The 14,368-nt window shown below is 63.7% G+C and carries 18 protein-coding genes; 7 read left to right on the forward strand and 11 right to left on the reverse strand.

Going from position 1 to position 14,368, the window contains the following annotated elements; translation table 11 throughout:
- Nucleotides 1–23: 23 nt before the first annotated feature.
- Nucleotides 24–800, reverse strand: a complete 777-nt coding sequence (locus AC3A4M_RS12980) for an SDR family NAD(P)-dependent oxidoreductase (protein ID WP_498736128.1) — start codon at nt 798–800, stop codon at nt 24–26.
- A 210-nt stretch (nt 801–1,010) separates the two neighbouring features.
- Here AC3A4M_RS12980 and AC3A4M_RS12985 point away from each other — a divergent pair, with 210 nt between their 5' ends.
- Complete coding sequence (locus AC3A4M_RS12985; RefSeq protein ID WP_498736129.1) at nt 1,011–3,329, forward strand: aminotransferase class III-fold pyridoxal phosphate-dependent enzyme; 2,319 nt, start codon at nt 1,011–1,013, stop codon at nt 3,327–3,329.
- Between the two features lie 36 nt (nt 3,330–3,365).
- Nucleotides 3,366–3,992, forward strand: a complete 627-nt coding sequence (locus tag AC3A4M_RS12990; protein ID WP_498736130.1) for a TetR/AcrR family transcriptional regulator — start codon at nt 3,366–3,368, stop codon at nt 3,990–3,992.
- Between the two features lie 263 nt (nt 3,993–4,255).
- On the opposite strand, the gene AC3A4M_RS12995 is transcribed toward AC3A4M_RS12990, so the two are convergent.
- Nucleotides 4,256–4,558, reverse strand: coding sequence for a DUF4193 domain-containing protein (locus tag AC3A4M_RS12995; protein WP_498736192.1), 303 nt, complete (start codon nt 4,556–4,558; stop codon nt 4,256–4,258).
- 363 nt (nt 4,559–4,921) lie between these two features.
- Between AC3A4M_RS12995 and AC3A4M_RS13000 the strand changes: the two genes are divergently transcribed.
- Nucleotides 4,922–5,200 (forward strand): winged helix DNA-binding protein, encoded by a 279-nt coding sequence (locus AC3A4M_RS13000; RefSeq protein ID WP_498736131.1) that lies wholly within the window; start codon nt 4,922–4,924, stop codon nt 5,198–5,200.
- A gap of 153 nt (nt 5,201–5,353) precedes the next feature.
- Here AC3A4M_RS13000 and AC3A4M_RS13005 read toward each other — a convergent pair whose 3' ends face one another.
- The 5 genes from AC3A4M_RS13005 to AC3A4M_RS13025 all read right to left on the reverse strand — a co-directional run bounded on the left by AC3A4M_RS13005 (nt 5,354) and on the right by AC3A4M_RS13025 (nt 7,640).
- The gene (locus tag AC3A4M_RS13005; RefSeq protein ID WP_498736132.1) at nt 5,354–5,572 is read right to left on the reverse strand and encodes a hypothetical protein; all 219 of its coding nucleotides are present in this window, start codon (nt 5,570–5,572) and stop codon (nt 5,354–5,356) included.
- 226 nt (nt 5,573–5,798) lie between these two features.
- Complete coding sequence (locus AC3A4M_RS13010) at nt 5,799–6,152, reverse strand: hypothetical protein (RefSeq protein ID WP_498736133.1); 354 nt, start codon at nt 6,150–6,152, stop codon at nt 5,799–5,801.
- 253 nt (nt 6,153–6,405) lie between these two features.
- Nucleotides 6,406–6,855: a hypothetical protein gene (locus AC3A4M_RS13015; RefSeq protein WP_498736134.1), complete on the reverse strand. Its 450-nt coding sequence runs from the start codon at nt 6,853–6,855 to the stop codon at nt 6,406–6,408.
- Nucleotides 6,856–7,036: 181 nt separating this feature from the next.
- Nucleotides 7,037–7,183, reverse strand: coding sequence for a DUF4383 domain-containing protein (locus AC3A4M_RS13020; RefSeq protein WP_498736193.1), 147 nt, complete (start codon nt 7,181–7,183; stop codon nt 7,037–7,039).
- Entirely contained in the window at nt 7,128–7,640 is a 513-nt protein-coding gene (locus AC3A4M_RS13025; RefSeq protein WP_498736194.1) for an Lrp/AsnC family transcriptional regulator, read from the reverse strand. Before AC3A4M_RS13025 ends, AC3A4M_RS13020 begins: the two co-directional genes overlap by 56 nt.
- Before the next feature lie 367 nt (nt 7,641–8,007).
- Between AC3A4M_RS13025 and AC3A4M_RS13030 the strand changes: the two genes are divergently transcribed.
- Nucleotides 8,008–8,307, forward strand: a complete 300-nt coding sequence (locus AC3A4M_RS13030; protein WP_498736135.1) for a carboxymuconolactone decarboxylase family protein — start codon at nt 8,008–8,010, stop codon at nt 8,305–8,307.
- A gap of 191 nt (nt 8,308–8,498) precedes the next feature.
- On the forward strand, nt 8,499–9,947 hold the full coding sequence (locus AC3A4M_RS13035; protein WP_498736136.1) for an MFS transporter: 1,449 nt from the start codon (nt 8,499–8,501) through the stop codon (nt 9,945–9,947).
- 125 nt (nt 9,948–10,072) lie between these two features.
- Here AC3A4M_RS13035 and AC3A4M_RS13040 read toward each other — a convergent pair whose 3' ends face one another.
- Together AC3A4M_RS13040 and AC3A4M_RS13045 are read right to left on the reverse strand one after the other, a co-directional pair.
- The gene (locus AC3A4M_RS13040) at nt 10,073–10,582 is read right to left on the reverse strand and encodes an SRPBCC domain-containing protein (RefSeq protein WP_498736137.1); all 510 of its coding nucleotides are present in this window, start codon (nt 10,580–10,582) and stop codon (nt 10,073–10,075) included.
- A complete protein-coding gene (locus tag AC3A4M_RS13045) occupies nt 10,579–10,881 on the reverse strand; it encodes an ArsR/SmtB family transcription factor (RefSeq protein ID WP_498736138.1) in 303 nt (100 codons plus the stop codon). The genes AC3A4M_RS13040 and AC3A4M_RS13045 overlap by 4 nt, the downstream gene beginning before the upstream one ends.
- 249 nt (nt 10,882–11,130) lie before the next feature.
- On the opposite strand from AC3A4M_RS13045, the gene AC3A4M_RS13050 reads away from it, so the two are divergent.
- A complete protein-coding gene (locus AC3A4M_RS13050) occupies nt 11,131–11,292 on the forward strand; it encodes a hypothetical protein (protein ID WP_498736139.1) in 162 nt (53 codons plus the stop codon).
- 156 nt (nt 11,293–11,448) lie between these two features.
- Here AC3A4M_RS13050 and AC3A4M_RS13055 read toward each other — a convergent pair whose 3' ends face one another.
- The gene (locus AC3A4M_RS13055) at nt 11,449–11,688 is read right to left on the reverse strand and encodes a DUF8462 domain-containing protein (protein ID WP_498736140.1); all 240 of its coding nucleotides are present in this window, start codon (nt 11,686–11,688) and stop codon (nt 11,449–11,451) included.
- Between the two features lie 815 nt (nt 11,689–12,503).
- A complete protein-coding gene (locus tag AC3A4M_RS13060) occupies nt 12,504–13,322 on the reverse strand; it encodes a nitrilase-related carbon-nitrogen hydrolase (RefSeq protein ID WP_498736141.1) in 819 nt (272 codons plus the stop codon).
- Nucleotides 13,323–13,461: 139 nt separating this feature from the next.
- Between AC3A4M_RS13060 and AC3A4M_RS13065 the strand changes: the two genes are divergently transcribed.
- Nucleotides 13,462–14,358 carry a dihydrodipicolinate synthase family protein gene (locus AC3A4M_RS13065; protein ID WP_498736142.1) on the forward strand — a complete coding sequence of 299 codons (897 nt, stop codon included), beginning with the start codon at nt 13,462–13,464 and terminating at the stop codon, nt 14,356–14,358.
- Nucleotides 14,359–14,368 lie beyond the last annotated feature (10 nt).

Consider the following 14,368-nt stretch of genomic DNA (forward strand, 5'->3'; position numbering starts at 1 on the left):
GCCGGCCTTTCATATCTGGTGCTTTAGGCAGGGAAGGAGGATCGGCCGGTATAGCCGAAATCGGAAAGCAGGTTCACGCCGTTGACCGCGCGGGAGCGGTGGGAGGCGAGGTATCCCACAGTCCATGCGATGTCTTCCGCTGTTTGGACGGGGTAGGCAACGTCGGCGAAGGACTCGACGCCCAGTCCGCGGCGCGCCATCGGCGTGTCCACAATGGACGGGCACACGCTGTTGGCCCGGATGCCGTGCGCGTCGAAAAGCTCAACAGCCAGAGCCCGGGTGAGCTGGACCAGCGCCCCCTTGGACGCGTTGTAGGCCAGCATTCCCGGCACGGCGACGAAGCCGGAGTCCGAACCGATGATCACGATGCTGGCGTTCTCGGCGCATTTGAGGTGGGGCAGGGCATGCCGGACGGCCAGGAAAGTGCCGGTGACATTGATATCGAGCACTTCGCGGAAGGAATCGGCGGTGACGTCCTCGCAGGCCGCCCCCATTTCCCCTTCTGCGCCGGCAGCCGTGACCAGGGCGTCGATCCCGCCCACTTTTCCGGCGAGTTCGTCTATGGCTGCCTGGATCCGTGGTTCGTCGCTGACATCGGCGCAGGATGCGGCAAGCCGGCTTCCCACCGCCGGGCCCAGTTCCGCCACGGCTGCGTCCAATCGCGTTTGGTTCCGCCCGATGATACCCACGCTGGCACCGGCGTTAAGGAAGTGCCGCGCGACGGCCAGGCCGATCCCCGAGGATCCGCCCGTAACGACTACCCGTCGGGGAAGCCCGTTATCAGTTGGTAGGGCCGTCATGCTTTCTGCTCCGCTCTGCTTGTTCCGTGCCGGCCCGTTGGACCGCCGTGCAGCGAATCTACCCGTGTGATTCAGGTCATGGGAATAGGTGTCTGTTTTCCAGAATGCAAGTATGGAAACTAGAACCCTATTTCGATAAGCGCTCCGCGGTGCCAGTATTGATTTTCAGAAGCAAAGTCCGGTCCTAAGGCCGTTATTGAAAGGATCACCATGACGAACCTGTCACGCGAGGCCGCTCTGTCCGTCGCCCAGGCGGCCCTGCCGTCCTTTGGGATCGGCGCCGATGCGTCGGTCGATTTTGTGAAGCACCGGGAGAACGTGGTCTTCCGGGTAGCGGATGCCCAGAAGGCCTATGCGCTGCGTGTCCACCGACACGGGCACCGTACCGACGCCGAGGTACGCACGGAGAACGAGTACATGCTCGCCCTGCGAGAAGCCGGCGTTCGGGTCTCCGAGGTCGTCCCGGCCGCCAATGGCGAGCTCTTCGCGGTCGTTGCCGACGGGCAGGGCCGGAATCACCAGGTGGATGTCCAGCGGTGGGTCGAAGATTCGGCACCGTTGGGGGACGCCGTTGAAGCCTGGACGGGGACGGACCAATTGGAAACCGGGGTGTTCGAAAAGCTCGGGGATTTCTGCGCCCGCTTCCACCTCGTGTCCCGGGAGTTGAAAGCTGTCCCGGGCTACTCGCGCCAGGCCTGGGATGCTGATGGCCTGGTGGGGCAGCATCCGCTGTGGGGCGACCCGCGCGGACTGGCAGAGACGGAGAATGACCGCGCAGTGATCGGGGACGCCATGGACGCAATCCGGCGGACCCTGAAGAACCTCGGTACCGGCGCCGATGTCTACGGTGTCATTCATTCGGATTTCACCCCGGAGAACATCCTCCTCGCCCAGGGGGAACTGACCCTCATCGACTTTGACGACTTCGGTGAGGGGTGGTGGCTGTTCGACCTCGCCACCGTGCTGTTCTGGTACCACCGCCATCCGCGTGCCCAGGAGTACCGAACCGCCCTGCTCGCAGGCTATGAGCGGCACATGGCCATCCCGGAGCAGGCCCGGACGGCGCTCGATGCCCTCATCCTCGCCCGCGGACTCACCTACCTGGGATGGGCCGCCGAGCGCCCCGAGGACGAGACCAGCACGTTCCTGCGTGCCGAAGTCCTGCCGGTCGTCCTGGAACTCTGCCGCAAATTCACCAGCAATCCCACAACGCCTGAGGGGGACCCCTTGCCCGACCGGGACCGGCTCCTGCTCGCGAGGCGCGCGGAGACCATCGGACCCTACTCGCCGCTCTTCTACGACCGGCCGCGGCACTTCGTCGCCGGCGAAGGCGTCTGGCTGACCGACGCCGACGGCCACCGCTACCTCGACGCCTACAACAACGTGCCCCAGGTCGGGCATGCCAATCCCCGCGTTGCCGATGCCGTATGGGCGCAGATGCGCACCTACAACGTCCATACCCGCTACCTGAGCGAGCCAGTCGTCGAGTACGCCGAACAATTACTCGCGACCTTCGACGCGCCCCTGGACCGCGTCTACTTCACCAACAGCGGATCCGAAGCGAACGAACTGGCGCTGCGCATTGCGCGGCACCGGACCGGCCGCAGCGGCATCATCGTCACCGACCACAGCTACCACGGCAACACGATCACGCTGGCCGCCCTGACGACCGGACTGCCGGTCTCCGAACCGTTCGGCGAGCACGTCCGCGCCATCAGCATCCCCGACCTTGACGATCCCCGTTCCACAGATCCCCATCGACGGCTCGAGACAGCGTTCGCCGAGATCGACGCGGCGATCGCCTCGCTCGAGCAGGCCGGGCACGGCATGGCAGCCCTGCTGATCGAACCGGCCTTCACCACCGAAGGCCTGCCGCAACTGCCTGAAGGCTATCTTGCCGGCCTCGTCGAACGCGTCCAGGCCGCCGGCGGCCTGGTCATCTCCGACGAAGTGCAGGTCGGCCTCGGACGCCTCGGCGATGTCTGGTGGGGCCACCAGGCCACCGGAATCAGCCCGGACCTGGTGACCCTGGGCAAACCGCTGGGCAACGGATACCCGCTCGGCGGCGTCGTCACCAGCAAAGCGATCCTCGAGGACTTCAGCAGCGCCAATCTGTACTTCAACACTTTCGCCGGAACCCCCGCAGCGGCATCAGCAGGCCAGGCCGTCCTGAACGAAATCAGGGACCGGGACCTCATCGCCCGCACCGGCGACCTCGGACGCCACGTGGCAGAACGCCTTAATGCCCTCGTTGCCAGTCACCTGCACGCAGCCGCCGCGAAAGGCCGCGGCCTGTTCTTCGGCCTGGCCCTCGTCGACGAACACGGCCAGCCCGACAGCGCCCTGGCCAAACGGATCGTCGAGGCGCTGCTGCGCGAGCACATCCTGATCAGCCGCATCGGACCCCACGAAAACGTCCTGAAGATCCGCCCGCCCCTCGTCATCCAAAAGGACGAACTCGACCGGGTCATCGACGCCCTCGATTCAGCACTCGTCGCCGAGACCCACAGTCTCGTGGCACGGGCGTGAACACCACCTGTCCGTCAGTTGCCCAGGGCCAAAAATATGACTGATAAACACTGGGCCGATGATGAACACACGGGGCCACCGGCCTCGCTGCGGAAACGCCAGCAGCTGCGCACCCGCCAAGACCTGGTCCGCTCAGTCATCACCGTCATCAGCGCCGGGGGACTGGGCGCCGCCACCATCGAGCGCATCACAACACGGGCAGGAGCCTCACGGGCAACCCTGTATGCACACTTTCCCGGAGGCAGAACAGATCTCCTCGCCGAGGCGTACCAGACCATCGGCCGGGACCTGATCCAGGCCGCCGAGCGGGACGCAGCCCGGCACACCGACTGGATCGAGCGGCTCTGCGCCTACCCCCGCGCCATGCTCGAACTCTCCGCCAAACGCGAGCTCGGCCTCTTTTACAACGTTTCGGGCCCGCAACTCGTGGGTATGCAACGCCGCGGTACAGGATCGCAACACACGCTCGACGCCCTGATTGCCGGACTGCGCCACGCCCAGGAGCACGGCGACGTATCACCACACCTGGACATCGAAGCGATCGCGGCCCTCCTCGTCGGCGCGATCCGCGAAGCCGGAATCGATACCTCCCGCGACCCCTCAACCGCTCCACGCCGACTGGCCGCATTCCGTCAACTGCTGGAGGCAATCCGCACTTATTGACCAGAAACTCAGTGGCATTCCAAGAGCTGATACATGTCGATCTCTCACTTTAGTTGGCCACGCTGATGTGACGCAGCTCGAGCAAGACAGGATGACTCGATCCGTGGTTGGCCAGATCTACTGAGATTCTGGCCAACAAGACCGAGACAGGACATGAGACAAAAAGGGAAGCGCTTTTGTCGTACTGTTCATCACGACAGAAGCGCCGTTATCGGCTTTGCCTCAGCAACCATCTGGGGGTAAGTGGAATAGCGCGGGCGGGTTCAGTTCTCGCAGTCGGCGCAGTAGGCGTGGGTGCCCTGCTGCCGGGCGATCTGGGAGCGGTGCCTGACCAGGAAGCATGAGTAGCAGGTGAATTCGTCGTCGGCCTGCGGGATGACCTGAACATTGAGCTCCTCGGTGATGAACTCGCCGCCGGGGACACCGGCTCCGTCCAAGCCGTCGGCCTCATCCAGTTCCAGTGTTACGCTGCGGGCGCCGGGTGCATTTGCGGACTGCACGGCCCCCAATGACTTCTCCTGGGACTCCTTGACGTCGGGACGGACCTCATCGTAATCGGTTGCCACTTGGCTTGTTCTCATTTCTTTCAGAATTGGATGACCGCGGTACAACGTACAGCACCCGGCTGTTATTCCACAGCCAGAGGGCACGTGAAATCCAAAGGGATGGGACGCTGTCATATGCGCTGTTGCGGGCGTTGCTGATATCTGGCCGCGGAGCCACTTGGTGGACCGGGTATGGAAGCCTGCCCATTTCGGTAAGCAGGCTGATTAGAGTGGGAGGACGCCGGATCCGAATAACTGGCCAACGCCGCGGCTGCTCTCGACCGCCGTCCGGTTGGTTGAGCATGCCTGGGACGAGAACCTCGCCGGCGTGGGCCTGACTCATGCGGGTTCATTGCGCTGGAAGTTCTCGACGCACAAGGCCCGATGACGCAGGCCCGGCTTACTGTCGGAATCCGTGTGCAGGCGCAGACAATCGGAAAGACCCTGGCCAGGCTGGAGGCCCACGGGCACGTGACCCGGGTACCTGGCGTGGCTGACAGGCGCAGCCACCAGGTCGCTATCTCTGAGCCGGGCAAGAGGGCGCTGGACGAAGCCCGTCAGCTTGAGGTGAACATGCTGTTGGGAGGGGAAGTCGCTACGAAGGAATTGCGGGAGCTGCTGGTCACTGTTGTCCGAAGGCTTGGGTCCACCCGCTGGGACTGACAGAGCCGGAAGCCGGCCTTCCTGCCGCCGGGTGCCCTGAATCGTCACCGGATACACAAACACTCACCGGTTACGGCCGATAGGGGCAACGTGCTGCGCGGCAGGTCGCCGCGGTATTAATGTTGATGTTTGGTCTGGCCGCGGTGTAGACGTTTAGGAAGCAGTGTCTGCCGAGGCTTCTTCAGTGATGCCGTAAGGCACGTCTTCGCTCATTTCAACAGTGAACTGGCCCGGTCCGGTCCTGGTAACCAGGATGCCGTGAGTTCCCTCTTTAACGGCAAGGCCCCGAAGCTCGTCCACGACGACATCGAGCAACTGCTGTGCTTCCGCGGCCGTGGTGGCCGTGATCTTCCTTTTCGTCGTCGCAATCATGGAATCCATTGTCCCCTCAAATGTCAGAGCCGGCCGTCCGCAGCCGGCTGCGAGTTCGCCCCTTGCTCCTGCGCCCCCACGGGAAAAGCCCAGGCGGATCAGGGCTGGTAATGGCAGGACCCGGAGGCGGACCTGTCTCCGGCCATCCCCGGGTGGCAAGTCTCTTAAGCTCCAGCCCGCCACGTCTCGGACGCAAGCACCGTTATCTGCGTTCGGCGCCCCGCTTTCAGCCCGGGAGGATTGTCCCCGCGTCGGGGAACCGGCCGGCTTCGTCGCGCACGCTGCTGCCGAACTCTCCGTGGTACAGCGACTGAATCAGGGCGAACTGGAAGCCCTCTGCCCGCTCCAGCGTCTTGAATTCTGCAACGATCCAGCCGACGTCCGGGTCTTGCTGTGCGCGCCAGTCCCAGATGACTGTTTGAAATTCGCCTGGCTTCAGTTCGGCGGTGACGGCGGTAATCGCTCCGATCCTGTTCATCTGCAACAAATGGCCTTGACCGACCAGGGTGTTCATGATGTACGCCGCGACTGATGCATCAACCTTGCGGCCTTCACCGCCAGCCGCAAAAAACTCCTGCACGTTGCTCTCCTCAATAGCGGGCTTTCAGGCTAACTTGCCGGTGCCTGGCGTGGAACAGGACGATTCTCAAGAGACGGGCCGATGCAGGCCTGCAATTGGCCGGCTCCGCCAAGACATGTCTACTGGACGTGCCGCAACAGGCAGGTCTTAGTCCGGGCGACATCAACGTTTCGCCCGCCGGCGCGCGAGCCGGTCTGGGAGGGGCGGAAACCCTTTACAACCCGGTTCTGCAGCCGTGGCTACCGTACGGAAGCTAGTCGAAGGAAATGTCGTGGGCCAGGGCCTCGATTTCCTGCCGGCGGGCCTCATCCGCCCTTTGCTTTGACAGCACCTCTTCGTCCCGCTGTTCCTGCTCCCGGCGGGTCTGGTCGCTGATGTCCCTGATGAGGGAGCCGATGATGGAGGCTAGGCCGGCTTTCAGCTCTTCCAGGCTGGTGTTGACGATCTGCAGCCGCGCCTCCTCTATCACCAGGCTGATGTGCCCGTAGCCCTGCTCGGTGAGCCGCTCGTGGGCCGCGGGTCCCTTGATCAGCCTCGCTTCGGCGGGAAGGACACGCCGGGAAAACGCGGCCGAGACCGTGTATCTGGCCGGGGCGTCAGTGGCGTAGAGTTCCCGCGAAACCGCCACCACGGATGTCAGCCGCAGTGTTGACTCAGGCGAATTGTCCCCGGCCGCTTCACGGGATGACACATTGACGCTCATGAACCCATTTTCCCACCGGTGCCTGTCATTGTCCCGCGCGGGAGGGCAGGGAGCACCGGTTTTTGGCGCATTCCACGGCGCCTCTCCGATCGCCGACCTGATATGCCCGTGGCCCTGCTCACTGAGCCGCACACGGGTCGCCGGTCCCTTGATCGGCCTTCGGTCGTTCCAATGGTTGCAACTAGGGCGTGGTGTGGCGGGGCAGGTCACGATCGACGGTGAGCAGGAGGCCCAGGGCGACCATGACGAAGCCGAGGAACAGGTGCAGCCAGTTAGCGGCGTTGTTGTACGGAACGAAGTTGGCAGGGGATCCGTGGTCGGTGACCAGTCCGTGGGGTTCGGGCCAATCGTCCCTTGATGTGAGGACTAGCTGAACCTGGTCCTAGTGCTGTTCTTTGAGGACCTTCAGATGCACCCAAGTTTCTACGGTATGCACTCCCAAGGAGTCCGCAGGTTTCGCTTAGCGCAGTAATAACTTCTTCGAAAGTTGCCACGTGGACGGTTGCCAGTAGATCAGGCCGGCCAATGGCGGAGGCGAGGAATGTGAGTCCAGGTGTTTGCGCGATTCTGTTCATGAGTCGCCTGGAAGAGCCTTGGATGCCGATACCGATGCCGACCCGGACTTGGCGGGGTTGGGCTTCCGGACGCCGCATGGTTCCGATGCGGACTATCCCTGTTTCGAGCATTCGCCGCATGCGTGTGTGGGCCGTTCCTGTGGAAACGCCAACGGCGTCCGCCGTCTTGGCGAAGGTTGCGCGCCCATCGCCTCGGATGATGTCCAGCAGGCCAGGTCCAAGGCATCAACTTTCAGTTGTTCAACTTGGAGGGTGTGCAGGATGTCTATTTCGAGCTCGGTGTATGTGCTTGTGCTTAGAGACGTAACACCATGTATTTCCCTGATCCTGTCCCCGCATTCCTGCAGTTCCTGCTGGTTACTGGCACGGATTTCTGCAACGAGTGACATTGATCTGGCTGTGATCGATCGCTGATTCAGCCCTTGCTGTCTTGCCAGGTGCCAATTCCGTCTTTATACCATAGGGGGGTACGGTATAGTTTGGGTGGTGTCCCGGTAGTCTTTCGCGATGCCAGGGCAGGTAACGGCTTACGAGAAAGGGCGGCGGGATGCATTCGCACAGTGAGGAAGCAAAGTACATGTCCGATATCAAGGACGCTGTGCCTGAGATGGTTTCGGCGTTCTTCGGATTCGACAAGGCTGTGTTCAACAAGAACACCGGCAACCTTGACCTGGCGACCCGCGAGCTGATCGCGGTCGGGGTCGCTGTAACCACGCAGTGCCATTTCTGCATCGAGGATCATGCCAAGCGTGCGGTCAAGGCCGGCGCGTCCAAGGCCGATGTCGCTGAGGCGGTAATGGTGGCGGCCGCTCTGCGTGCCGGCGGCGGCGTTACGCACGGGTGGAAGGCGATGAAGAGCATCGCTGAAGACGAGTAATTCCACCTCCTTCGTGAACACTTCCATCAGCCGGTACCAATATGAAAACGGGCCGCCTGAGGAGCTCACATAGTGGAGTCTGAAGTACTCGCTCAGGCGGCAGTTCCATGCCTCCGAGGGCTGGAAGGCTTACGGGCGGGGCCAGCCCGGATGAACAAGGCAAACTGCCCGGTAGCGGATGAAGGAGAAGTGTGGCAATAAGGAATAGGCAGCAGGCAGGCGTGATGCCCCTGCTGGTGATCGCGACGGCCCAGCTGATGCTGGTGCTCGATGACTCGATCGTGAACATCGCGCTGCCGAGCATTCAACGGGAACTGGGCGTGGATGCGGTGCATCTGCCCTGGATCGTCAACGCCTACATCCTCGCGTTCGGCGCCCTTCTGCTGCTGGGCGGCCGGACCGGTGACCTGTGGGGCCGGCGCCGCACCCTCCAATGGGGGATCGCGGTCTTCGTGCTGGCCTCACTGGCCGGAGGCCTCGGGCAGAACACGGAGATGCTCATCATCGCCCGCGCCGCCCAAGGCGTGGGGGCAGCGATGGTCGCGCCCAACGCCCTGGCGCTGATTGCCACCACGTTCGCGGACCGCAAGACGCGCGACACCGCCTTGTCCCTCTACGCGGCGATGTCAGCCCTCGGCATCGTCATCGGGCTGCTGCTCGGAGGTATCCTGACGGACACCCTCGGCTGGCGGTGGGTGTTCTTCATCAACATTCCCATCGGCCTGCTTGTGCTCGTGGGCAGCCGCACGCTCGTCGCCGCGGACCGCCACCAGGGGCGGCTCGGCGTTATCGGCGGGGCGCTCGGTACCGGCGGCATGGTCGCCCTCGTGTACTCCATCACCCGGTTCGGCGAGGCCGGATTCACCGACCCGGCCGCGCTGCTCCTGCTCGGGTCCGCCGTCGTCCTGCTAATCGTCTTCACCCTCACTCAGGCCCGCAGCCGCAACCCCCTGGTCCCGCTGAGCCTGTTCCGGGACCGCAACCGCGCCGGCGCCTATGCGGCGATGCTGTTGCTGGCCATCGGCCCCATGGGTTCCTTCTACGTCATCACCCTCTACCTCCAGCAGGTCCAGCAGCTCAGCCCGATCCAAACAGGTCTGTCTTGGTTGCCGTTCGCGGCCGGGCTCGTGCTCGGCGCCGGTGGCGCCCCGAAACTGCTGCTGCGGATCGCTCCACGCTACATCGCCGGGGCCGGGGCGCTCCTCAGCGCCCTGGCTGCACTCTGGTTCTCCACTATCGACGTCGACTCTGGTTGCTGGCTGCATCTGGCGCCGGCCATGTTCGTCCTCGCACTCGGCTTCGGCCTCGGCGTCATCGCGCTCACCCAGGCGGCCGTCTACCGTGTCGACCCGGACAAGGCCGGCATCGCCTCGGCTCTGCTCAACTCTGCCCAGCAGATCGGCGTCGCGCTCGGCCTGGCCCTGCTGGCCGGAATCGCCGCGACCGTTTCAACTGGACCGGAGTACGCAGATGCCGCCACGGGCTCCGCCCTCACCGCCGGCTACAGCGCGGCCCTAACAGCCGCGGCCGGTCTACTGGTCACCGCAGGAGTACTGGCACTTGCCATGCTCAACCCCCGCCCTACCCCCGAACACGAAAAGCCCGGCATGATGGCGGGCGCAGCCGGACCCACTACCTGAGGAACCGAACCTTCACCTGAGAGCCCCGTCCGCTTCCTCATGTTCAAGAGGGCCGTAAGGCCCTCAACCGCTGTGTTATCGGCAGTTGAGGTCTCCGAACTTGGCCCGCGAGGTCCGCGGATCAGTCATCGGTTGGCGCGCAGCTGGGACCAGAAGCGCCGTCCGGGTTCCGGGTCAACTCCGAAGCGTTCGGCATAGCGTTCGTGTACTTCTCCCCATGACTCGTGCGCCGCCTCCTCGGACAGGTGCCCGCCCGCGAGGTGGGCATCAAGACGCTTGAGGTAGCTCTCCCATCCTGCCGCTGTCTGCGCTGTCGGGGTGCCCTCGTCGAAGACGTGGGTAAAGACCAGGCGGCAGCCTTCCTCGTCCGGCCCCAGCTCAAAGCTGTACTCATCGCCGTTGAAGATCCATTTCAGGAGGCGGGGCGGATCGACTTCAGTGACCTCGCCGGTCATGCCGTATGCCTCAATTTTCTCCCCGGCTGCCGGTGTCCATTGGACGACCGCTGGAAACCAGCGCTCAAGTTCTGCGGGGTCGCTGACTGCCCGCCATACGCGCTCGACCGGGTGGGGGAGGGTGCGCTCGAAGCGCAGGGCGGGTCGACCGTTGATTGTTTCGAGGGTTCCGTCGGTCATGGGTTCTCCTTTAGGTGTCGTTCAAGGTCGTCGAGGCGGCTGGACCAGAACATCCGGTAGGGCTCCAGCCACTGGTCGACCTCTGCAAGGGGTTCAGGGCGCAATGCATAAAGACGTTGCTTGCCCTCTGCGCGCACCACGACGAGCCCTGCCTCACGTAGCACCTTGAGGTGTTTAGAGACGCCCGGTTGGCTAAGCCCAAGATGCTCCACGAGCTCTCCGGCGGGCCGTTCGCTATCGCGGAGCAGGTCGAGGATCTGCCTGCGGTGAGGTTCGGCCAGGGCGGCGTAGGCGCTCATGTCATCATATTACCATTTGGAAATATGAACGTCCTGCGCGACCCTGTCGAGCCCACTCACATCTAGCTGTCCTCACAAAGGAGAAGGTCTGGATGCCGTGCGTGGAGAATGCCGTATCCGGCCATGCCCGACCGGATAGGGGCCCCTCCGGCTTCGATCTTCCGCCCATGTCCCTCGTTCTGAAGAATCCGGTGCGACCCGCTGCGTCGTTGCCGGCCGGCAGGGTGAAGCGGCCTCACAATGAACTTCATGGGGAAGACAGCGTTCAGGTTTGGTTATGCCGCCCTGGTGCTGCTCGCGTTGGGGGCCGCAGCCGCGGGGCACATGATCGTGCAGGAAATGGGCGAAGCACTCGCCGGAGCGTGGTCCAGAGCGGAGGGTGACACGGCTGCCGCAGGGCCTCCGGATTGACAGGGATGTGTTCATGTTCTATTGGAAACTGCTTGTCGTGCAGGGGGTGCGAACGCTGTGATGTCTAATGCTGACCGGGGAGTTCGAGGTTCTGCCGTTCGATGAAGTCGGCCATGCAAGGAACGGTGAAGGCGAGCTGCCCGTATTCGGGGTAGATCAATGCTTGGAAACGAGTGCGCCGCGGAGCTTGCCCCGGCTGGTGACTTTGCGCCCCGGTCGGGTAGCGATCTCGCCGGTACCGGACGGGCCTTCATCGTCTTTTGCCATCGCGTTCATGTAGTCACGTTCGCGGGGAGCGGCGCGGTCCCAGCGGGAGAGGAAGAAGCTGGCGGCCAGGCGGCGGAGTCTGGCGGCAACGGCAGCCCTCGGCCTCCTCGCTCGTGACCGGAGTGTCAAGTGCTACTTCCCATAGGGCGTTGCCGAATTCCTGGATGAAGTACGGGTACTGTCCGGAGGCCTCGACGAGGAGGTCAATCGCGGCAGGGGGCGAACTTGCCGCCAGCACGTACGGCCGGAACCGTGAAAGATTCCTGCGCATCCTTGCGTGCAAGCTTTCCGATCGGCCGGTACTCGAAGAGCCGTCAGACTCATGCCTGGTTATGTCCCTTTATTCTGTTTCTTGCATAACGTGTCATAACCTCACACAAATGAACTCAATACAAGGAATCATCGTCACTCCGCGAGGCTGGCCCACCGGTGCCCGCCTTCGTAAACACAACAGCCAGCATTAGTCGCGCTTTTACCGGCGTTAACTCGTCCCGCCTTCGGTTGAGGACACAAGCGTTTCCGAGCTGCAGGGGAGCGTCGTCGTCCTGCTCGCCGGCGGGTCCGGAAACTACCAGGGCAAACGCAGTATTGCTTCCGGAATGCGCGGCTGAAATGGGCGGGATCGGCGGTCATTTGAAGCGAACGAGCGCGCCTTGCTTGAGTTCTCGAAGCGCTTTTGGAAGTGAATCGATACTGCTGAGCAAGCGAACTGTACTGGAAATTCACCGCGGGCTTGCGCCTCTCGAACCGCCGCGGACACGCCAGCCGAGAGGAGGCACTTGTCACCTCCTACACAAGCCGCGGGCGTCAGCATGGGACAACAGATCCTGGAACAGGCATGGATGCCCGCATTCAAAGGAAGCGCCGGACGAGCGCGGCCGCAGCCGTTCAGATCTGCATCTGAAGAGGCACAAGAACCACAGCTAACAATGCTAGTGGTAGGGCTACGGCTGCTGCCAGGCACGGTAAAGCGCAGGGCGGCGGTCACGAAGGTAGGGCACGTGGAGGCGGGCAGCAGCGACGTCGTCGGCGGTGATGTCTGCCCACAGGACTTCGAACGCCGTGTCGGTTCCTGCCTGGGCGAGCAAGGCGCCGTCGGGGCCAACGATCACGCTGAGGCCGCCAAGCAGCAGCTCCTGGCCGGCGTCCGCGGGCAACGCCCCGGTGTGGTTGGCGTAGGCGATGGCTAGCTGGCTTTCCAAGGCGCGGGCCCGCAGCAGGATTCCGGGCACGTCCTGGAAGCCGGATCCGAGCGCCGTCGGCACCAGCGCCACGTCCGCGCCGGCGTCGGCCAAGGCCCGGACGGGCTCGGGGAATTCGACGTCATAGCAGATCAGCAGGCCCACCCGGGTGCCCTCGAAATCCACCGCCGACGGCGCAGCTTCGCCCGGCACAAAAACCTGCTGTTCTTCGCGATCGAACAAATGCACCTTGGCATACCGGAGGAGCTCATTCCCGGCCCGGCCCAGCAACGCAGCGGTAATGTGCCAGCCGCCGCCGTCGGCTGCTGCCGGTGCACTGTAGACCAGCCCGATCCGGTGTTCGCGCGCAATCTGGGCGGCGCCGTCGTCGATCATGCGGGATAACTCTGGACCCAGGGAGGACTGAATGGCCAGAGGTGCGTAACCGCAGATGAACAGTTCAGGGGTGACCAAGACGTCGGCTCCTGCTGCCTCCGCCTCGGCTGCGGCGCGAGCAACCAGAGCAAGATTCCCCGCGACGTCCAGCACCTCGCCGGCAGCCTGCATCACCGCGATCCGCATCCGGTCCTCCTTCTATATTTAAGTACCCGCCGGAATCAGCCTAAGCGGAAACGGCGCAACACCGCAGGATAAACTGCACCTGCCCCAAGTCGCGCAGGGATGAAACGCACAGGACCCTCGACCAACAGGAGAGACAACGATGTTCGCAGGCTTGAGTGCCTTCCCCCTGACCCCTCTGTCAGATGACGCGGTGGATGAGGCTGCTTTCAGCGGCCTGATCGAACGGCTCGCGGACGCGAAGGTAGATTCCATCACCGCGCTCGGATCCACCGGGTCCTACGCCTACCTCAGCAGTGAGGAGCGAAGCCGCGTAGCCCGCCTGGCTGTTGAGCACGCTGGCGGAACACCGGTGTTCATTGGCATCGGGGCGCTGCGGACCTCGCAGGTCCTCGCAAACGCTGAAAAGGCCGAGCAGGCGGGCGCTTCCGGCCTCCTGCTCGCGCCCATGACGTACCAGCCCCTGACCGACGACGACGTGTTCGAACTGTTCCAGACGGTCACCTTCAATTCATCGCTGCCCGTCATCGTCTATGACAATCCGGGCACCACGCACTTCACGTTCACGACCGAGCTCTACGGACGCATCGCGGAACTTCCCGGTATCGCTTCCATCAAAATCCCCGGTGTTCCGGACGATCCGGAGCAGGCACGGGCGCGGATCCAGGAAATCTGCGCAGCTGTCCCGGCGCACGTAACCATCGGGGTATCCGGCGATGCCAAGGCGGCAGCGGGCCTGGCCGCCGGCTGCGATACCTGGTACTCGGTCATCGCAGGAACCTTGCCCGCGCCGGCCCTGCGGATTACCCGCGCTGCCCTGGAAGGACGGGTCTCCGACGCGCTCGCCGAGTCTGAACGGCTCGCACCGTTGTGGCAGTTGTTCGCCGAGTTCGGCGGGAGCATCCGGGTAGTCGCAGCCATCGCGGAACAGCTGGGACTCGTCCCGGGGGCGAGCCTGCCCTTGCCGATCCAAGGGCTGAACGAGGAGCAGCGTGCCCGTGTGGCCGCGACCATCCACGACCTCGGCCTCGACCGGTAGTGCGGCACCG

This window comes from Arthrobacter sp. Soil_C_60 (genome assembly GCF_057656375.1).